This is a genomic window from Roseateles koreensis, assembly GCF_028595305.1.
Lineage (GTDB): Bacteria > Pseudomonadota > Gammaproteobacteria > Burkholderiales > Burkholderiaceae_C > Paucibacter_A > Paucibacter_A koreensis.
Genome location: NZ_JAQQXS010000009.1, coordinates 1 through 19,912 on the forward strand (window position 1 = coordinate 1; position 19,912 = coordinate 19,912).

Annotated in this window: 17 protein-coding genes; 12 read left to right on the plus strand and 5 right to left on the minus strand. The window is 62.1% G+C overall.

The features are described from left to right. Nucleotides 1-245 precede the first annotated feature (245 nt). Nucleotides 246-1,238, plus strand: a complete 993-nt coding sequence (locus tag PRZ01_RS11105; protein ID WP_273596861.1) for an integron integrase — start codon at nt 246-248, stop codon at nt 1,236-1,238. A 624-nt stretch (nt 1,239-1,862) separates the two neighbouring features. Here PRZ01_RS11105 and PRZ01_RS11110 read toward each other — a convergent pair. From PRZ01_RS11110 to PRZ01_RS11120, 3 genes are all read right to left on the minus strand, one after another. Further along, nucleotides 1,863-2,525 carry a PEP-CTERM sorting domain-containing protein gene (locus tag PRZ01_RS11110; protein ID WP_273596862.1) on the minus strand — a complete coding sequence of 221 codons (663 nt, stop codon included), beginning with the start codon at nt 2,523-2,525 and terminating at the stop codon, nt 1,863-1,865. 106 nt (nt 2,526-2,631) lie between these two features. Continuing rightward, entirely contained in the window at nt 2,632-4,068 is a 1,437-nt protein-coding gene (locus PRZ01_RS11115) for a kelch repeat-containing protein (RefSeq protein ID WP_273596863.1), read from the minus strand. Between the two features lie 718 nt (nt 4,069-4,786). Then, complete coding sequence (locus PRZ01_RS11120; protein ID WP_273596864.1) at nt 4,787-6,133, minus strand: MFS transporter; 1,347 nt, start codon at nt 6,131-6,133, stop codon at nt 4,787-4,789. Nucleotides 6,134-6,257: 124 nt separating this feature from the next. On the opposite strand from PRZ01_RS11120, the gene cyoA reads away from it, so the two are divergent. The 10 genes from cyoA to PRZ01_RS11170 all read left to right on the plus strand — a co-directional run bounded on the left by cyoA (nt 6,258) and on the right by PRZ01_RS11170 (nt 16,382). Further along, on the plus strand, nt 6,258-7,331 hold the full coding sequence (gene cyoA / locus PRZ01_RS11125; RefSeq protein WP_273596865.1) for a ubiquinol oxidase subunit II: 1,074 nt from the start codon (nt 6,258-6,260) through the stop codon (nt 7,329-7,331). 77 nt (nt 7,332-7,408) lie between these two features. Continuing rightward, the gene (gene cyoB, locus PRZ01_RS11130) at nt 7,409-9,418 is read left to right on the plus strand and encodes a cytochrome o ubiquinol oxidase subunit I (protein WP_273596866.1); all 2,010 of its coding nucleotides are present in this window, start codon (nt 7,409-7,411) and stop codon (nt 9,416-9,418) included. A gap of 15 nt (nt 9,419-9,433) precedes the next feature. After that, nucleotides 9,434-10,063 carry a cytochrome o ubiquinol oxidase subunit III gene (gene cyoC / locus PRZ01_RS11135; RefSeq protein WP_273596867.1) on the plus strand — a complete coding sequence of 210 codons (630 nt, stop codon included), beginning with the start codon at nt 9,434-9,436 and terminating at the stop codon, nt 10,061-10,063. After that, entirely contained in the window at nt 10,060-10,470 is a 411-nt protein-coding gene (cyoD, locus tag PRZ01_RS11140; protein ID WP_273596868.1) for a cytochrome o ubiquinol oxidase subunit IV, read from the plus strand. The genes cyoC and cyoD overlap by 4 nt, the downstream gene beginning before the upstream one ends. A 1-nt stretch (nt 10,471) precedes the next feature. Further along, complete coding sequence (locus PRZ01_RS11145; protein WP_273596869.1) at nt 10,472-11,278, plus strand: SURF1 family protein; 807 nt, start codon at nt 10,472-10,474, stop codon at nt 11,276-11,278. Between the two features lie 4 nt (nt 11,279-11,282). Next, the gene (locus PRZ01_RS11150) at nt 11,283-12,689 is read left to right on the plus strand and encodes an ATP-binding protein (protein WP_273596870.1); all 1,407 of its coding nucleotides are present in this window, start codon (nt 11,283-11,285) and stop codon (nt 12,687-12,689) included. Nucleotides 12,690-12,692: 3 nt separating this feature from the next. Further along, nucleotides 12,693-13,250, plus strand: a complete 558-nt coding sequence (locus PRZ01_RS11155; RefSeq protein ID WP_273596871.1) for a response regulator transcription factor — start codon at nt 12,693-12,695, stop codon at nt 13,248-13,250. 94 nt (nt 13,251-13,344) lie between these two features. After that, nucleotides 13,345-15,003, plus strand: coding sequence for an ExeA family protein (locus tag PRZ01_RS11160; protein ID WP_273596872.1), 1,659 nt, complete (start codon nt 13,345-13,347; stop codon nt 15,001-15,003). A gap of 15 nt (nt 15,004-15,018) precedes the next feature. Continuing rightward, nucleotides 15,019-15,723 (plus strand): general secretion pathway protein GspB, encoded by a 705-nt coding sequence (locus PRZ01_RS11165; RefSeq protein WP_273596873.1) that lies wholly within the window; start codon nt 15,019-15,021, stop codon nt 15,721-15,723. Between the two features lie 29 nt (nt 15,724-15,752). Beyond that, nucleotides 15,753-16,382, plus strand: a complete 630-nt coding sequence (locus PRZ01_RS11170) for a LysE family translocator (RefSeq protein WP_273596874.1) — start codon at nt 15,753-15,755, stop codon at nt 16,380-16,382. Here PRZ01_RS11170 and asd read toward each other — a convergent pair. Continuing rightward, nucleotides 16,357-17,313, minus strand: coding sequence for an archaetidylserine decarboxylase (gene asd, locus PRZ01_RS11175; RefSeq protein WP_273596875.1), 957 nt, complete (start codon nt 17,311-17,313; stop codon nt 16,357-16,359). The two genes, PRZ01_RS11170 and asd, sit on opposite strands and share 26 nt — an antisense overlap. A 109-nt stretch (nt 17,314-17,422) precedes the next feature. Between asd and PRZ01_RS11180 the strand changes: the two genes are divergently transcribed. Next, nucleotides 17,423-19,096, plus strand: coding sequence for an aminotransferase class III-fold pyridoxal phosphate-dependent enzyme (locus tag PRZ01_RS11180; RefSeq protein ID WP_273596876.1), 1,674 nt, complete (start codon nt 17,423-17,425; stop codon nt 19,094-19,096). A gap of 57 nt (nt 19,097-19,153) precedes the next feature. On the opposite strand, the gene PRZ01_RS11185 is transcribed toward PRZ01_RS11180, so the two are convergent. Continuing rightward, complete coding sequence (locus PRZ01_RS11185; RefSeq protein ID WP_273596877.1) at nt 19,154-19,765, minus strand: hypothetical protein; 612 nt, start codon at nt 19,763-19,765, stop codon at nt 19,154-19,156. Nucleotides 19,766-19,912: the final 147 nt, after the last annotated feature.

Consider the following 19,912-nt stretch of genomic DNA (forward strand, 5'->3'; position numbering starts at 1 on the left):
GGCACCCCCAAACGGCCCGCAGGCCGCGCCAAGCCTCAGTTCGTGTTGCATATATGTGTTTTCATACAGTAATATCAAAACTGGCAAAGGCAGCACGGGCAGTTTGCCATTCCTGGTGGGGCTAGGCCTGATGGTTTGCCCTGTGGGTGCCTGCGTGCTGCTGATTGGAGGCAAGTATGTTCAGCCCGTCAATCATTCCTTCGGGGGAGGTCAGTCCGGTGCGCGGTCCTCGCCCTTCTCGGCCGATGCTGCCACCGCTGCAGTCGGTGAAGCTCCTTGACCAAGTCCGCGAGCGGATCCGGTACCTGCACTACAGCCGACGCACTGAGGAGGCCTACGCGCACTGGTGCCGGGCATTCATTCGGTTCCACGGCATCCGCCATCCGGCCGAGCTGGGTGGCCCCGAGGTAGAGGTATTCCTAAGTTGGCTTTCCAACGACCGAGGGGTGGCGGTATCGACGCACCGGCAAGCCCTGTCTGCCTTGCTGTTCCTGTACGGCAAGGTCTTGCAGCTGGATTTGCCTTGGATGTCGGACATCGGGCGCCCCCAGGTCAAGCGGCGTCTGCCCGTCGTCCTGAGCCAAGTCGAGGTGATGGCGGTGCTGGCGCATCTGGAGGGGACGCACCGGCTGTTGGCCCAACTGCTGTACGGCACTGGCATGCGCATCACCGAAGGGTTGCAGTTGCGCGTCAAGGATCTGGACTTTGAGCATGGCGCCGTGATCGTCCGGGAAGGCAAAGGCGGCAAGGACAGGGTGGTCATGCTGCCGCAGAGCCTGGTGGGTGGTTTGAGGGGGCAGCTCAATGCGGCGCGTTCTTTGTGGACACTGGATCAGGAGGCAGGTCGGAGCGGCGTCTTCATGCCGGATGCGCTGGAGCGAAAGTACCCACGGGCCGGCTCATCGTGGGGCTGGTTCTGGGTATTCCCGCAGGCTGAGCACTCCACCGATCCGAGGACCGGGATCGTGAGGCGCCATCATTTGTATGACCAGACTTTTCAGCGTGCGTTCAAGCGCGCGGTAGCCGCGGCCGGCATCACCAAGCCAGCGAGCCCGCACACCCTCCGCCATGCTTTTGCGACCCATCTGCTGCAGTCGGGCTACGACATCCGGACGGTGCAGGAGTTGTTGGGCCATGCCGACGTCGCTACCACCATGATCTATACCCATGTCCTGAAGGTGGGCGGCGGGGGCGTGCGCAGTCCGATGGATGTACTGGCTGCCCGATCAAGCGCCTGAACGCTGCTGTACCAGCCCGCCACAGAGCTGACCCTCGTTGATGTCGGCTTTGGGCACGTTGGAGCCATTCAGAACCGTTAAAACCGGATCGTCGGCACTGACTTGCGGTTGGCTTCGTCACAGCGGAATGGCCGGCCAGGTTGAATCGAAACTGGTGACCAGTTGTCCGCTCCAGGTGCGTGGGGGGAGGTCATTTGTCACCTAGTGACCTGCCCACTTCCGCCATACCACCCGCATGGCGGAAGTGTGGTGCTTGTTGAGTTTGAGCTATCGAAACATGCGGTTTGATGAATTCACGCAATTCCGGCAAATCCTGTCGCATTTCGACGCGAAACCTACAAAAGGTGTCGCAACAAGTACATGGTTGCACCAGGTAACTGCGTCAAGCTATTGACACTGGGGACCGCAGCATTGGCCTAAAGTTGTCGCACGACAGGGGGATGACGGGCGGTGATGCGGTAGCTGGCGCACCTTGGGGGGCGATGCCGTCACTGTGACTTTGGGCGTGACTGCGACCACGGCAGCGTCATGGGCCTTCGGCTGGATTTTGGAGCGAGCAATCCGCCTGGGCTAGGCGATTGGGCCGGGCGCCACCTGCTGCGCCACGGCCCGTGCGTTGGCGAGTTACTGCTTGCGACGCGAGTAGCTCAGCCCTGCCAATGCCAGTCCGACCAAGGCAAGTGTTGCGGGCTCGGGGACCTGTGTTGTGTCACCTTTTGCATCCAGTTGGAAGGCGCCGGGCGTTTGCCCGGACGGGGTGAACCAGCCGCCGCCATCGCCGGCATTGATGGCCGTGGGGTTGGTATCGCCGGATGAGCTCCAGTTCCAAGCGGCGGCGCTGTCACCCCCCAGGCTGACCGTGACCCAGTATTCATCTCCGGAAACCAACGTCGGGTTGAGTAGCGAACCCAGCAGGAGTGGCGCGTTGCTGTTGCCGAACAGGCCTAAGCTGTTCAAGTCCAAGGACCAGCTTTCCAGTAAGGCCCCGTCGGGGGCCGCGGCGGTGAGATTGACGGTAATTCCGCCGACTTGCTGGTTGTCCGACATTTTGTTGAGCGCGATTTCCATCGAGCCCAGGACCGCATTCGATCCTGCGACAAAGCTGCTGCCTTGTGAATAAAAGTTGCCGTCAAAGCCGTTGCCAACCGGGTTGCCATTGCTGGTGTCGTAGCTCAGGCCTGCACTGAAGTTGCTGAAGATCACGCTGGCGAGTGTCGTACCCGACAGGCCAAGCCCGCACAGGCACAGGCCGAAGCTGCCGATCAGTTTTCCGAGACGTTTGTTCATGGGGTTTCCCTTTTTACTTTCATTGAGTCTGTGCCAATGCAAAAAACAGGGCCGATCGCAAGTCGTTTGCAAAGGCGGTCGAGGGCCCTTCTGACCCCCTGATCGATCAGGGGATGGCGGTGAAGACTGCGAAGGAGGGGATTCCTGCCCCAACGGCAACGATCGAATAGCGGCCCGAGGGCATGCCGGCCGGTGTCTTGAAGTCCACGGTTTCGGGGCCCGGCCCAACGTCAGTACGGCTCCAATGGGTCGATTTGGTGTAGTAGACGACGCCAGTGGAGGTGTTGGTAAGCCGGATGATGGGGTAGTTTTCATCGCTCTCGGCGTCGTCACCGTAGCCCGATCCTGCCGACTGGCCGTTGAGTTGCTTGCCTGCCAGGGTGAAACTGCCCCCGCCGTTGTTGATGATCTGATTGATCACCGGTCGCATCGCCGGGTTGATCGGGCCATCTGGCGTGTACACCCACAGTTGTGACACTTGATCATTCGCCAGCAGCAACTGCCCGGTGGGCAACATCAGCATCCGCAACTCGTAGCTGGTGACTCGATTGAGTTGCGTTTGCAGGGCCGCCGGCAGACCGGTGACGGGGGCGATGGTGTTGGTCGCCGGGTTGAAATCGAACAGTACGGCAGGTGTTGAGAACAATTTGCTCGTGGGGCTGGCCGCGAAGATCACGTGGCCGTTGGGCAGAATGGCGCCCGGTGCGTCATAGGCTCCCCAGCCCGTGTTGACGGGGCCTGCCGACCAAGTGTTGCTGACCAGATCATAGAAGGCTGTGTTCTGAGTGGCGCCGATTTGGAAAATCCGGCCATCTTGCAGGCGAAAGGTGGGCCCCATCTCATAACCCAGGGCCCGACTACTGAGTTGTGGAATGGTGCCCAAGGCAGTGCTGGCACTTGGGCTGATGTCCAGCCAGGTGTTGGTAACCGGGTCGAACTTTTCGGCGTACGCGCCACCAGTGGCGATGCTTTTGAACAGATCGTAGGTGAGAACCTGCCCACTTGAGAGCTTGACCCAGGTTTCTTCATCGCTGGAATCTGCCTGCACCTTAGAAATCGGCGCACTCCAAGTGTCCGACGCAATGTCGTAAATTCGTGTGGTGTTGTTAAGCAAATTGCCGGCAAGAATCCGGTCACCATTCAGTAACATGGACGGGTCGTCGCCGAAGCAGCCGGCTGGGCTGGCCCCGTTGCCGTCTATCCGGGGGCATCCGGCCTGATTGGGATAGGGGGCGATCGCAGTCCAGGTGTTGCTCACGGGGTCGTAAATCTCGCCCGTGTTGGTCCAGTTGTTGTGGCCGCCGCTGTATTCACCGCCCAGCACCCAGACCCGTCCGTCGCGCAGCACATGCGAGGCAAAGTACAGCCTGGGCGTGCTCATGGCTGCGGTGACTGAAAATGCGCCCGCAATATAGCTGCCACTGCTGCTTGGTTTGAGCAATTGCCACTGCGGCTGGCTGTAGGCGTTGCCCTGCATCATCACCTGCCCGTCGCTGAGTAGCATCATCGAACTGGCGCTGCCGAGTGGCGCAGGTGTCGTCACGGGGGACCAACTCGCAGCATGTGCAAAACCGGAGCCAGCTCCCCAAAGCAGTAAAACGGCCGCAGGGGCGCTTAACAGGCGCAGGGGTCGAACATTCAAAATGTTTCGAACCGAATAACCAAAACGATGGTTCATTTGCACTCCTTTTTGGGCCTATCCGTCGAATCGGGACTTGGGCAATCAGGATTCTGGCGATTGGGCCGGTCTATCACGAAGTTGTCATATCAATGCGATATGGTCACCAAGTCGAAGAACAGCCAGCTTGGCCGGCACGCATTTGATGCGCCAGCGTCGTACCCAATCGTGCGGCAACGGTGTGTGCTTGAGGCTGCGGTCCAGCGCGCAGCGGTGATGTATTCCCAAGCGGAAACACCCCTGTTTTTCAGACAAATCGGCTTATCAGCGACCGGCACGACGGAAGCAATATGTGAGCCAATTGCTAAAACTCGCCAGCATCAACGGATTGGGCTGGCGCGGTGGTGCGGTCATTGAAAAAATGTAAAGAAATTAGACAAAACTTCGGTGGTGTTTGTTGATCCGTTCAGTCGCGCTGAAGGGCGAGCCGAGGAGTTTGATGCGATCGCACTGATTCCGCCGGAGGCGTTGGACTACAGGTGCGGTGTCGTCTGGTGACCCAAGCGCTGCACCTGGAGTTGCCTGCGCCGCGGTGACGGGCGGCCGCCATCCCGGCGCCGCCCATTCTCATTTCTGTCTTATTTCAATCCCGCAGGCTCAATACCTTGTTGGCCCGCAGGGCGAGCAGGGTGCAGACCACGCCGGACAGCAGGTACAGGCTCACCGCGCCCAAGCCAAAGCGTACCGACAAGCTCAAGGCCGCCAGTGGCGCGAACGCGGCGCCGATCAGCCAGGCCAAGTCGGCTGTCAGGGCCGCACCGGTGTAGCGAAAACGTGGCAGGAAGTTGGACGTTACGGTGCCCGCGGCCTGACCGTAGGAGAGGCCCAGCAAAACGAAGCCGATCAAGATGAAGGCATCTTGTCCGGCGGTACCGCCGTCCAGCAACCAGGGCGACACCACGCTGAAGACGCCGATCACCAAGGCCAAGCTGCCCAGCAGGCTGCGGCGACCAAAGCGGTCGGCCAGCAGGCCTGACATGGGCATGGCCGCGGCGGCCAGCACTGCGCCGACCAATTGAACGACCAAGAATTCACCGATCACCTGCTTGGAATACAGCTGCACCCAGGACAGCGGAAACACCGTCACCAAGTGGAACAGGGCGTAGCTGGCCAGGGCTGCAAAAGCGCCGATGAAGATGTTTTCGCCCTGGGTGCGCAGCAGTTCACCCACATCGCAGGGCTCCAACTCACGGGCTTCCAACTCGCGTTCGTACTCGTGGGTCAGTACCAGGCGCAGGCGGGCGAACAAGGCCACTACATTGATCGCAAAGGCGGCGAAGAAGGGGTAGCGCCAGCCCCAGCTGAGAAAGTCAGCCGGTGAGAGCTCGCTCCACAAGTAAGCAAACAGGCCGCAGGCGATGAAGAAGCCGAGCGGCGCCCCCAGTTGGCCCAGCATGGCGTACCAGCCGCGTTTGCCCTCTGGCGCGTTCATGGCCAGCAAGGAGGGCAGGCCGTCCCACGAGCCACCCAGCGCCAGGCCTTGGCCGATGCGGCACAGGGCCAGCAAGGTGATGGCACTGATACCGCCCACCGCGTGGGTCGGCAGCATGGCCATGGCCGCCGTGGAGGTGCCCAGCATGAAGAGCGCCAGCGTCAGCTTGGTGCTGCGGCCGAAGTAACGCTGAACCTGCATGCCCAGCACCGTGCCGATGGGGCGCAGCACAAAGGCCAGCGCCAAGAGCGCGAAGGCGTAGAGCGTGCCCGTTAGGCGGTCGGTGAAGGGGAAGAACACCGACGGGAAAACCAACACCGAGGCGATGCCGAAGACGAAGAAGTCAAAGTACTCCGACGCTCGCCCGATGACCACGCCGACGGCAATGTCGCCGGGTGCCACCGATGCGGGTTCGCTCGGGTGGGATGAAGTGCCCGTGTTGGGGTGAAAACCGGCGGCAATGCCGGCTGGAGTGGGGTGTGTGGCTGAGCTGTTCATGGCAGAAATTGGAGTGGCTGGCAACAGTCCCCTGGGACAAAATGTCCAATCGTTGACATGGGTCAATCAGGATACATTCCAGCCCGGCGCGCAACTGGCGTTTTCCCGTCTCTGGTTACTCCCAATGACCCCCGATTCCAAAAAGTCCATAACATCGAAAAGCCTCGGCATCTTGGCGGCAACGCTGCCTCTGTCGGCCTGCAACTGGGTGGTGATGAAGCCCTCGGGCGACATTGCCCAGCAGCAGGCCAACTTGGTCGTGACCTCGACCTTGCTGATGTTGCTGATCATCGTGCCGGTGATCGTCCTGACGCTGCTCTTCGCCTGGCGTTATCGCCAGTCGAATCTGGCGGCCACGTACGAGCCCGAGTGGGATCATTCCACCAAGCTGGAGTTGTTGATCTGGGGCGCGCCGCTGCTGATCATCATTGCCCTGGGCGCGCTGACCTGGATCAGCACCCACAAGCTTGACCCCTATCGCCCGCTCGACCGCATTTCGCCCCAGCAGGCTATTCCTGCCGATATGAAGCCCTTGGTGGTGGAAGTGGTGGCGCTGGACTGGAAATGGCTGTTCGTCTATCCCGAACAAGGCATCGCGACGGTGAACGAGTTGGCTGCGCCGGTGGATCGGCCCATCCAGTTCAAGATCACTGCATCGACCGTGATGAACTCTTTCTATGTGCCTGCGCTGGCCGGGCAGGTCTACGCCATGCCCGGCATGCAGACGCAACTGCATGCGGTGATCAACAAGGCGGGCGTGTTTGACGGCTTCTCCGCCAACTACAGCGGTGCCGGCTTCTCGCAGATGCGCTTCAAGTTTCATGGTCTGAGCAACGCTGACTTCGACGCCTGGGTGGCCAAGAACCAAGCTGAAGGCGGTGCCTTGAGCCGCGCGGCCTACCAGCAGCTGGAGCAGCCCAGCAAGAGCGAGCCGGTGCGACGTTACGCCCAGGTTGAGCAGGGGCTGTACGACGCCATCCTGAACCGCTGTGTCGACGCCGGCAAGATGTGCATGAGCCAGATGATGGCCGTTGACGCGGCTGGCGGCCTGGGCAAGGGCAGTGTGGACGGTTTGTCCCGCCAGTCCTGGCGCGGTGGCGAGCGCACGGTGGTTGCGGCCATGTGCACGCCGCAGAACCTTGACCAATATTTGCCACGGCGCCCGCCTCAGTCGGCCGACCGTACGGCCCAGCCCTGATTCGACCGGCCGTTGGCGCTGAAATAACTCATCAGCCCAGCGGCCTGCAACGATAGAACTCCGAGAGAAGTAGTCCGATGCTTGACTCCCCTGAACTCCAACAAAAGCTCTTCGGCCGCCTGGGCTGGGATGCGCTTCCCCACGACCCCATCATCCTTGCCACCTTCGCCATGGTGATGTTAGGTGGCTTGAGCCTGCTGGTCGCGATGACGTACTTCAGGGCCTGGGGCCCCTTCTGGCGCAACTGGGTCACCAGCATCGACCACAAGAAGATCGGCATCATGTACATCGTGCTGGGCATCGTGATGCTGCTGCGCGGCTTTGCCGACGCCATCATGATGCGTGCGCACCAGGCGGTTGCCTTTGGTGATCAGGCCGGTTTCTTGCCGCCGCACCACTACGACCAGATCTTCACTGCTCACGGCGTGATCATGATCTTCTTCGTGGCCATGCCCTTCGTCACCGGGTTCATGAACTACGTGGTGCCGCTGCAAATCGGCGCGCGCGACGTGGCTTTCCCGTTCTTGAACAACTTCAGCTTCTGGATGACGGCCAGCGGCGCCGTGCTGGTGATGCTGTCGCTGTTCCTGGGTGAATTCGCGGCCACCGGCTGGCTGGCGTATCCGCCGCTGTCGGGCATTCTGCAAAGCCCCAGCGTGGGGGTGGACTACTACATCTGGTCCCTGCAACTGGCGGGTGTGGGCACGACGCTGTCGGGCATCAACCTGATCGCCACCATCGTCAAGATGCGCGCGCCCGGCATGACGCTGATGAAGATGCCCGTCTTCACTTGGACCTCGCTGTGCACCAACGTGCTGATCGTGGCTGCCTTCCCGGTGCTGACCGCCGTGCTGGTGTTGTTGAGCCTGGACCGCTACGTTGGCACCAACTTCTTCACCAACGATCTCGGCGGCAACGCCATGATGTACGTGAACCTGATCTGGGTTTGGGGCCACCCGGAGGTCTACATCCTGGTGCTGCCGGCCTTCGGCATCTTCTCGGAGGTGGTCTCCACCTTCAGCCGCAAGCGCCTGTTTGGCTATGCCTCCATGGTGTACGCGACGGTGGTGATCACCATCTTGTCGTACCTGGTGTGGCTGCACCACTTCTTCACCATGGGCTCGGGTGCCAGCGTGAATTCTTTCTTCGGCATCACGACCATGATCATCTCGATCCCGACCGGGGCCAAGATCTTCAACTGGTTATTCACCATGTACCGTGGGCGCATTCAGTTTGACGTGCCCATGCTGTGGACCATCGGCTTCATGGTGACCTTTGTGATCGGCGGCATGACGGGTGTGCTGCTGGCGGTTCCGCCGGCCGACTTCGTGCTGCATAACAGCCTGTTCCTGATTGCGCACTTTCATAACGTCATCATTGGTGGTGTCTTGTTCGGCATGTTTGCCGGCATCAACTACTGGTTCCCCAAGGCCTTTGGCTACAAGCTGGACGCGTTCTGGGGCAAGTGCTCGTTCTGGTTCTGGCTGGTGGGCTTCTACATTGCCTTCATGCCGCTGTATGTGCTGGGCCTAATGGGCGTGACCCGTCGCATGAGCCATTTTGACGATCCATCGCTGCAAATCTGGTTCCAGGTGGCGGCACTGGGTGCGGTGCTGATCGGCCTGGGCATTCTCAGCTTCATCGTGCAGTTGGTGGTGAGCTTTATGCGTCGCGAGCAACTGCGCGACCACACCGGCGACCCCTGGAACGGCCGCACGCTGGAATGGTCAACGTCTTCGCCGCCGCCGGACTACAACTTCGCCTTCACCCCCGTGGTGCATGAGCTGGATGCCTGGCACGACATGAAGCAGCGCGGCGCCCAGCGCCCAACCGCTGGCTTCCTGCCCATCCATATGCCCAAGAACACCGCCGCAGGCGTGGTCATCGCGGGCATCAGCACGGTGTTCGGCTTCGCCATGGTCTGGCACATCTGGTGGCTGGGCGCCCTGACCTTCGTGGTCACCGTCGCGGCGGCCATCTTTCACACCTTCAACTACAAGCGCGATTTCCATATCCCCGCTGATGAAGTCACTCGCACCGAAGCCGCCCGTACCCGGGCCCTGGCAGGCGCTGCGGCTCAAGCTTGAGGTGAGAGCAACACAATGAACAGTTCAAGTACTACTCTCCACGCGGGCCAGACGCCGCGCTTCTACGACACCGCAGGCTCGCACCATCCGCAGCAAGGCACGCTGCTGGGCTTTTGGCTCTACCTGATGAGCGATTGCCTGATCTTTGCGGTGCTGTTCGCCACCTACGCCGTGCTGGGTCGCAGTTATGCGGCCGGCCCCTCGGGCGCGGATTTGTTCAACCTGCCGCTGGTGGCCGCCAACACGGCCATGCTGCTGCTGTCCTCCATCACCTACGGCATGGCCATGATTGCGATGCAACATGGCCGCGTGAAGACCGTGCTGGTCTGGCTGGCCATCACTGGCCTGTTCGGCCTGGGCTTCCTGAGCCTGGAGTTGTTCGAATTCCATCACCTGATCGGTGAGGGTGCAGGCCCGCAGCGCAGCGCCTTCTTGTCGTCCTTCTTCGCACTGGTTGGCACGCACGGCCTGCACGTGACCTTCGGCATCATCTGGCTGGTGGTGCTGATGCTGCAAGTTGGCAAACTTGGGCTGACCGCAGAGAACAAGCGCCGCCTGATGTGCTTGTCGATGTTCTGGCACTTTCTGGACGTGGTCTGGATCGGCGTTTTCACCTTTGTCTACTTGATGGGAGTGCTGCCATGAGCGCGCCTAAAAACGACCATTCGCACGGCCACGATCACCACGCCGAACATCACGACGAACACCACGACGACGGCGGCTACCACGCCACGGTGCGCGGTTATGTGATTGGCTTCTTGCTGTCCCTCGTGCTGACCGCCATCCCCTTCTGGCTGGTGATGGCCAAGGTGTTGCCGCCGGGTTCCACCGGGCTGGTGATTCTGGCCTTCGCTGCGGTGCAGATCGTGGTGCACATGGTGTACTTTTTGCACATGAACGCCAAGGTCGAGGGCGGTTGGTCCATGCTGGCCTTGATCTTCACGCTGGTGATGGTTGTCATCATGCTGGTGGGTTCAATTTGGGTGATGTATCACCTCAACGCCAATATGATGCCCAGCCACGAGATGGCCGACGTGCGCAACATGCCCTGATGTGAAAGCCGACCCCGCCAGCAGCCCCGCTGAGTCCGTCTGCCGCGCCCGCCGCGCGGACCACGCACCCCGGCGTGCGCCCGCGGTGCTCGCGCTGGTCATGCTGCTGGCAGTGCTTTTGTGTGCGGGGTTCACGGCCCTGGGGCTGTGGCAACTCCAGCGCTTGAGCTGGAAAGAAAGTCTGCTTCAACGCATCAGCGCCGGGCAGTCAGGCCCCGTGCTGGCGTTGCCGGCGGCGCCCGCCGCGCCAACCGTTGATCTTGAATACCGCCGCGTGCGCGTGCGCGGCCAGTTCGACCATGCTCGTGAAACACTGGTTCGCGCCAGCACGGCCTTGGGCAGCGGCTACTGGGTGATCACGCCCTTGCAGACCGAGGGCGGAGCCTGGGTGCTGGTCAATCGCGGCTTTGTCCCTGCAGAGTTTGCTACACCTGCGAGCCGACCCGGCACGGCGCCACTAGGCTTGCATGAATGGGTGGGGCTGTTGCGCTTGAGCGAGCCTGGTGGCAGCCTGCTGCAACATAACGACCCCGTTGCACGGCGCTGGTACTCGCGTGATGTGGCGGCCATTGCCTCGGCGCAAGGGTTGCCCGGCGCTGAAGTCGCGCCATTTTTTGTGGACGCGCTGGCCGCAGCGGATGCCTCGCAAACGGCGCCTTGGCCCCGTGCCGGCTTGACGGTTCTGCAGTTCAACAACAATCACCGGGCCTACGCCTGGACCTGGTTCGCGCTGGCGTTGATGGTGGCTGCGGGCGCCGTTTTTCTATTGCGCACAGAATGGCGGCTGACTGACAGCCCGCCTGCATGAGCGCATGAACGACCACCCCGATTCAAACCTGCCGCCCGGCAGCGCTCCGTCGATCGCCACACAGGGCGATGACTCGCTCGAGTCCGCGCCGGTTTCCGCGCCGGAGAAATTGGCAGGCCGGCGCAATCTGCTGCAGCTCATCCAACTGCGCTGGTTGGCCGTGGCTGGGCAACTGGCCACCATCCTCACCACGGAGTTGGTGCTTGACGTGCGCCTGCCCATCGTCGAGATGTTGAGCGTGCTGGCCGCGTTGACCGTGTTCAACCTGGCCAGCCGCTTGCGGGTGAGCCTGGCACGCCATGCCATCAGCAATGCCGAGTTGTTTGCGGCCTTGCTGGTCGATGTGGCGGTGTTGAGCGCGCAGCTCTATTTCAGCGGCGGCATTGCCAACCCATTCATTTTTTTGTACTTGCTGCAGATTGCTGTGGGGGCGATGTTGCTGCGCACCGGCTACATCTGGGCCATGGTGCTCATCACCTGCCTGTGTTTCATGGGCTTGACGGTGTGGAACCGGCCGCTGCACCTGGAGGAGTTGTCCGGCCCGGGCTTGTCGGTGCACTACTTTGGCGGCCTGTTGATCTGCTTTGCCTTGAACGCGGCTTTGCTGGTGATCTTCATCCACCGCATTGGGCGCAATCTGCGCTTGCGAGACAGCCGGCTGGCCGATCTGCGCCAGCGTGCTGCTGAAGAGGAGCACATTGTCCGCATGGGCTTGCTGGCCTCAGGCGCCGCCCATGAGTTGGGCACGCCGCTGGCCACGTTGTCGGTGATTTTGGGCGACTGGTCGCGCATGGGCCCCTTTGCGGCCGACCCCGAATTGCGCGAAGAGATCGATGAAATGCAGTTTCAGCTGGCGCGCTGCAAGACCATCGTGACTGGCATTTTGATGTCAGCCGGCGAATCCCGAGGCGAAGCCCCTGGACAAACCATGCTGCACGCCTTTCTCGGCGACGTGGTGAGCCGGTGGCGTGAGACCCGACCCGGCCACGTGCTGCATTACCTGCTCGGCGAAACGCCGGACCGGGCCATCATCTCCGACACCGCGCTGCGCCAGATGCTGGGCAACGTGCTCGACAACGCGCAAGAGGCGGCACCGCAGCAGCCGCTGACGCTGCGCGTGAGTTGCGAAGGCGATGTGCTGGTGCTGCGCGTCATCGACCAGGGCCCGGGCTTCGCCCCAGAGATTCTCGAAAACTTCGGCAAGCCCTACCACTCCACCAAGGGCCGCCCAGGCAGCGGGCTGGGTTTGTTTTTGTCCGTCAATGTGGCGCGCACCCTGGGCGGAAAAATCGAGGCCCGCAATCTTGAAGGTGCGGGGGCTGAAGTGCGCATCACCCTGCCTTTGTCAGCACTGAGCCTGCGCGAGGAGGGCGGTGAGGCCGGGGTTTCCAAAAGTGGCATGAAACAATAGACCATGGCTGACGCGCTTGATCTGGATGTGAACGAGAGACTGCTGCTGGTCGTTGAAGACGACGACGCCTTCGCGCGCACGCTGATCCGCTCGTTCGAGCGGCGCGGCTACCGGGTGCTGCGCGCCGCCGATCTGGCCCAGGTTCAGCAATTGTTGGGTTCGCACACACCGGGCTTCGCGGTGGTGGATTTGAAGCTGGCCAGCGGCGACTCCGGCCTGTCTTGCGTGCAAACGCTGCACGCCCATTCGGCCGCGATGTTGATTGTTGTGCTCACCGGCTATGCCAGCATTGCCACGGCGGTCGAGGCGATCAAGCTGGGGGCGCGGCACTACCTGGCCAAGCCGGCCAATACCGATGACATCGAGGCCGCCTTTGCCCGCGCCCAAGGTGACGCCGAGGTTGAACTGACCGAGCGCACCACCTCGATCAAAACACTGGAGTGGGAGCACATCCACGAAACCCTGGCCGCCACAGGCTTCAATATCTCTGAAGCTGCGCGCCGCCTGGGCCTGCACCGCCGCACGCTGGCGCGCAAGCTGGAGAAACAGCGGGTCAAGTGAGCGCTGTGCGCTAGCGTCCTGTGTCCTTTGCCTGCGGGCAACGGTCGCGCTTGCGTTTACGATGCGCCTTGCTTCCCGGGCTTCATTCCTCTGCATGTACGCCAAATTCTTCGGCCTTCGCCAAGCGCCTTTTTCGATTGCGCCTGACCCTCACTATCTGTTCATGAGTGAGCGGCACCGCGAGGCGTTGGCGCATCTGCTGTACGGCTTGCAGGGCGGGGGCGGGTTTGTGTTGCTGACGGGTGAAATCGGCGCTGGCAAAACCACGGTGTGCCGATGCTTCCTGGAGCAGATCCCCGACAACTGCAATGTGGCCTACATCTTCAACCCCAAGCTCAGCGTGCCCGAGCTTTTGCAAACGGTGTGTCAGGAGTTTCATCTGCCCCTGGGGGATGGCATGGCCGATGGTGTTTCGGTCAAGACCTATGTCGACGCCATCAATGCCTTCTTGCTGCGCACCCATGCCTTGGGCCAGAACAATATCTTGATCATCGACGAGGCGCAGAACCTCTCTGCCGACGTGCTGGAGCAGCTTCGCCTGCTGACCAACCTGGAAACGCATGAACGCAAGCTGCTGCAGATCATTTTGATCGGCCAGCCTGAATTGCGCACCATGCTGGCCACGCCCGAACTGGAGCAACTGGCGCAGCGGGTGATTGCGCGCTTTCATCTGCAGGCCTTGAGCGAGAGCGAAACCGCGCAATACGTCAGCCATCGCCTGGGCGTTGCGGGCTTGAGCGGGCAGCTGCCCTTTGACGGCCGATTGCGGCGGCGCATCCACCAATTGTCGCGCGGCGTGCCCCGCCGAATTAACCTGTTATGTGACCGGTCCCTGCTCGGCGCCTATGCCCAGGGGCATACCCAGGTGGATATGGCGACCTTGAAGCGGGCGGCTGCTGAGGTGTTCGGCACCGATGGCGTGCCCACAAACGGTGTAACGCGCAAGTGGGTGGCCCGAGGGGCCGGCTGGACTTTCGGGCTGCTGGCGGCCACCGCTGCTGCATTTGCGTTGGCCTGGGCCGTCAAGGGGGCGAAAGATGCCCCGCCGCCTGTGGCCGCTGCCGCTTCAGCGGCGCACCCGGTGGTGGTGGCCTCGATGGCTGCACCAACGCCTGCACCAACGCCCGTACCAAAGACACCCGCATCCACCGAGCTCTTGCGCGATGAGGCTGCGGCCTGGCGTGCGCTGGCGCAGTTGTGGCGGCTGAATCTGCCCGAGGGTGAGCCCTGTGCGCTTTTGGCGGCGCAGCAGCTGCAATGCTTCAACAGCGCTGACGGTGGCCTGGCCCTGCTGCGCATGTTGGGGCGGCCCAGCATCCTGACGCTGCAAGATGAGTCCGGCCAAGCTTATCAAGCCCTGCTCATCGGGTTGGGCGACCAGACGGCCACGCTGCAACTGGTGGGGCAACGGCAGACCTGGAGCTTGCTGCAACTCAGCCGCCAATGGCGAGGAGAGTTCGCCACGCTCTGGCATTCGCCGCCTGGCTTCGAGGGTAAATTGGGCAGCAACGGGCCCGCGTTGGATGCAGTGGCCCGGCAATTGGCCCAAGCCCTGGGCGAGCCCGCCCCAACGGAGCCCACGCGCAATGACGCGGTGCTGCGCCAGCGTGTGGCGCAATTCCAGCGCAGCCAGGGGCTGGCCGCAGATGGCCTGGCCGGCCCCATCACCTTGATGCAGTTGAACCGCGTGACGGCGGTGGACGAGGCCCGGCTGGAGTCGCCCACCGCCCCAAACCAACGCGTGAACAAATAGAGCCCAGAGCCCGCCATGTCCTACATTCTTGACGCCCTGCGGCGCGCTGAATCCGAACGCGAGCGTGGCACGGTGCCCCGCCTGCACACCCAGTCCGAAGCGACCTTGAGCACTGAACAAGGCCCGCACTCACCGCGCGCTCGGCGCCTGAGGCTGGGTCTGGTGCTCGGACTTTTGCTGGGCTTGATCGCGCTGGTATTGGCATGGGTGTTCGGCCTGGGGCAGGGACCTTGGCGGAGCGCTGAACGGCCGCCTGCGCAGGCAGCTTCCCTGAGCGTTGCGCCAATGCCCGTAGTGGCCGTTGCTGTCGTGAAGAACCCCGTTGTGCCGCAGCAGACCACACCCGCAAAACCGGCCGAGAGCGCCAACCCTGTGGCGCGGCCGATCACCGCCCCGTCGGGTCCACTTGCCGCCGTGCCGCCCGCTATGCTGTCCGCCGTGCCGCCGGCTGTGCCTGCCAACACGCCCCCAGCCGTTGCTGCCAAGCCCGCAGCCATCCCCGCACTCAGCGCATTGCCTGAATCGCTGCGTCGCGAATTGCCGCCTCTGGTGGCGGGCGGTGCCATGTACTCCGACACCCCCGCCAACCGCATGCTCATCATCAACGGGCAGGTGCTGCGCGAGGGCGATCAGGTGGCGCCGCAGTTGGTGCTGGAGCAGATCAAACTCAAAGCCGCCGTGCTCGTCTACAAGGGCGAGCGTTTCAGCATCAATTTCTGACCCTAACCCTCAGCTTGTGAGGATTCCCCATGTTGCCTCTTGACACCGCCCTCAGCTTCTTCGGTCTGGCCCTGCTCCTGGGCTTCACGCCGGGCCCCGACAACCTCTTTGTGCTGATGCAGTCCGCCACGCAAGGGCGGCGCGCGGGTTTTTATGTGGTGCTGGGTTTGTGCGCAGGCTTGGTGGTGCACACCGCTGCCATCGCCCTGGGCCTTGCCGCTATGTTTGCGGCGTCCGCGTGGGCCTTCACCGCGCTGAAGTTTGCGGGGGCTGCCTACCTGGTCTATCTGGCTTGGCAGGTGCTGCGCGAGCCGGTGGGGCCTTTGTCTTTGAATCCATCCGGTGAGGTCCAAAGCATGAAGGGCATGGTTCGGCGCGGCATGGTCATGAATCTCACCAACCCCAAGGTGGTGTTTTTCTTTCTGGCCCTGCTGCCGCAGTTCGTGGACGCGCAACGCGGTCCGGTCGCTGGGCAAATCGTGTTGCTGGGTTTGATTTTTGTGCTCTCCACTTTGATCTCCTTTGGCGCCATCACCTACTTTGCCGGCGCCGTGCGCAAGCTGTTGCAACGCTCTACGCGGGCGCAGCGGCTCTTGAATCAAACGGCAGGCATGGTGTTTCTGGGCCTGGCGCTTAAGTTGGCGCTGGCTGAGCGTTGAGCTCTTTGGGACGGTAGTGCATCAAGGCCTGGCCCATGCGGAGCTGGGACCCTGTTTCGATGCCGGGGCTCAGTTCAAAGCCGCGTGGCGCAAAGACGATGATGGTTGAGCCATGTTGAAACCAGCCCAGCTCTTCGCCTTTTTGGGCGGGGGCCCGGCAAGCTAACTCGTTGGCACCTTGGTAGCCGAGGTGTAGCAGCAGGTCGAGAAAATGCAGGCGCAAGCTGGCAACCAGGATGGCGGCCACCGGGACGATGGCAATGGGCTGGCCTTGCGCGGGGCCGCTGCGCAGGCGGGCGCGCAAGACGGCGCGCTCATTACGGCAGAACAGGCGTTCCACCCGTTTGAGCGCGATCGGGTTGACGTTCCAGGTGTCTCCGGCGATGTGGGTCACATGCTCGATCTCGCAATCGTGCGGGGCATGAAAGCGGTGGTACATCGCCGAGGTCAGTCGCAAGGTGACGAAGCTGCCGTCCTGAAAGGCGGCGGTGTCCTGCGTCGGCCCGAAAAGGTCCTGCATCGCGTACGGAAAGCCCTTGGCCTGAAAGACCTGCTGTCCCGCCACCGGTCCGCAGGCACCCACGATGGCGTCGCAGGGGCTGCTGAGCACCTCGGGCGCCAAATCCACCAGGCGTGCGCCGGGGCGCAGTTCGCGGGTGAAGCAATCGTGCAGGCTGTCGAAGTGGGTCTTCTTGGCGTCGCTCAGATCCAAATCGGTGAACAGCCGCCATAACGCGATGGACGCACGGCACACCCAGGGGTTGCGAATCTGGCTGAAGCGCCCCATCAGCCGGGTCAAGGCGATGCGTGGCACCCGATTGGTCAGCAGAAAGTTCAGATCCTCTTGTTGAAAAAGGCGGCGCAGGCGCGAGCTCGGCTGTGATGGCGCGGGCGCGGGGGTCGGCGATTCAATGCTGATGTGGGATTTCATAAGCCTGTCAATCTTGCTTGCTAGGGTGGCATGCCGCCGGGCTGCGTGATTGCAGGGTCGGCAGGCACTTTGGCTGGTCAAGGGGTTTGTTGGAAGGACGTGAAAAACAATGGATGAAACTTTTGCGCTGTCTGCGCTGTCTGCGCTGGCCTTGGCGTCCCTGGCCTGGAGCGTGCCCGCCGCACGCCGCCGTTTGACGCTGTCGCGTGCCAAGCATCGCTCGTTGGCGGGGCACTCGCGCATGGCCAAACGGCTGGCTTCCATGCTGCCGGGCTACGCCTACGATGAGCAGCAATTCTTTGCCTCGGACGCGGCGCCCCAGGCCGTGGCCGCACAGCGGCAGGCGGGATTCAATCGCCTGTGCACCGTGTTTGCCACACGTTATGCCCAGAGCATTGCGATGACAGCTCAGGCGCGGCCCGGCATTTCCGACTTGCAGTTCACCGGCAGCTACCGCGTACCCTTTCAGTACAGCCCCTATCTGCGTGAGCGGCTCAAGACCGGCAGCTTTTTGAAGGCCTCGTCGGGCGTGATGGTCGAAGATATTGACGGCAATCAGCTCTTCGACCTGACCGGCTCTTACGGTGTCAACGTCTTTGGCTACGATTTCTACCGCGACTGTGTGGATCAGGGTATCGCCATGACCCATCAGCTGGGCCCCGTGCTCGGCGCCTACCACCCCTGCGTGCTCGACAACGTTGCACGCCTGAAGGTCATCTCTGGCCTGGACGAAGTATCGTTTCACATGTCTGGCACCGAGGCGGTGATGCAAGCCGTGCGCCTGGCGCGTTATCACACCAAGCGCCGCCATCTGGTGCGTTTTTGTGGGGCCTATCACGGCTGGTGGGAAGATGTTCAACCCGGGCCCGGCAACCCCTTGCCCCCGCGTGAAACCTACACCTTGAAGGACATGGCCGAGCGCAGCCTTCAGGTCTTGCGCAATCGCCGTGACGTGGCCTGCGTGCTGGTCAATCCGCTGCAGGCCCTGCACCCGAACAAGAACGCGCCAGGCGATTCGTCTTTGCTGGACAGCGGCCGCAGTGCCGGCTACGACCGTGCCGCCTATACCGCTTGGTTGAAGCGTTTGCGCGAGGTGTGCACCGAGCGCGGCATTGTGCTGATCTTCGACGAAGTGTTCTTGGGCTTCCGCCTGGCGCCGGGCGGCGCGCAAGCCTACTTTGGCGTGCAGGCCGATCTGGTGACCTATGGCAAGACTTTGGGCGGCGGCCTGCCGGTGGGCGTGGTGTGCGGTCGTGCCGCTCTGATGAAACGTTACCGTGAAGACCGCCCGGCCGATGTCTGCTTTGCCCGCGGCACCTTCAACGCACACCCCTATGTGATGGGCGCGATGAACGTCTTTTTGCAGCGGCTTGAATCGGCAAAAATTCAGGCAATCTACGCCGGCTTGGACGAGCGCTGGAATGACCGTGCCGCACGCCTGAACAAGACCTTGGTGGATGCAGGCCTGCCGGTTCAGGTGGCGAATATGCAGTCCGTCTGGACGGTGAGTTATACCCAGCCATCGCGCTACAACTGGATGCTGCAGTTCTATTTGCGGGAACAAGGTCTGGCTTTGAGTTGGGTGGGGACGGGGCGCTTCATCTTTAGCCTGAACTACAGCGACGCTGATTTCGAGGCGGTCTTGCAGCGCTTCGTGGCGGCGTGCCGAACCATGCAGGCCGACGGATGGTGGTGGCAAGGCGAGGGCCTCAGCAACAAGCACATCCGGCGCGGTATCGTGCGTGAAACCCTGGCGCGCAGGTGGCAGGAGCTTTGGGCCTGAGCGCAGTGTGAGGAGTGCGGTTTGAATGGGCCCCGCAGCGCGGGGCCTTTGCGGGCTTCAGCTTTGATGATTCACGTGCTGCATCGGGTCGATCAACTCGCCGCGCAACAGGTACAGCGGCGCCTTGTGATACAGGTAGATGTCGTGGAAGGGGTCGGTAATGATCTTCAGTGCCCAGGCGAAACCGGTCATGAAGCTCTGTTGAACCCACAACTGCGCCACGCGAAAAAGCAAGCCCGTCACGCCCAGTGACAACCAGGCAATGCCCACGTCGTGCAGAAATCCATTGAAGTTCGCCGCGGGCTCAATCAGGCCGAACAGCGAGGGTTGCAGCCATAGCAAGGCGGGCAGGGCCACCCAGACCGACAGCAGTACGATTTTGCGCTGGATGTTGTAGCCGATCTTGATGGCTTCCTTGTGCTCATCGGTGGCTTGGTTGACTTCGTCGTAACCACGCGGCTCGAAGAAGAAGTGGCCCGCCTGACGGCTGGTCATGGAGACGCACCAGGCCAGCAGCGCGGCCTTGGCAGGGTCGATGAAGAGCAGGCCGTACGACACCAGAAAGCAGATGGCGCTCAAGAGATGCAGGCTCTGATTGATGCGGCTGTGGTGGTAGTAGCGATGGTCGTCCCAGCGCTGCACAGCAAGAGTTTTCAGGAGTTCCTTCACGGGTGACCTCGGGTTGGAGTGGGGTCGCGGCCCGGAGTGGGCCAGCGTGACGCGATAGTGACGGTGCTGCATGAAAACTGCATGACGGTCTGTTTGGCGGATTGCTGCAGCGGGTCTTGTCATCGAACTGTTATGCAAGCCGGGCAG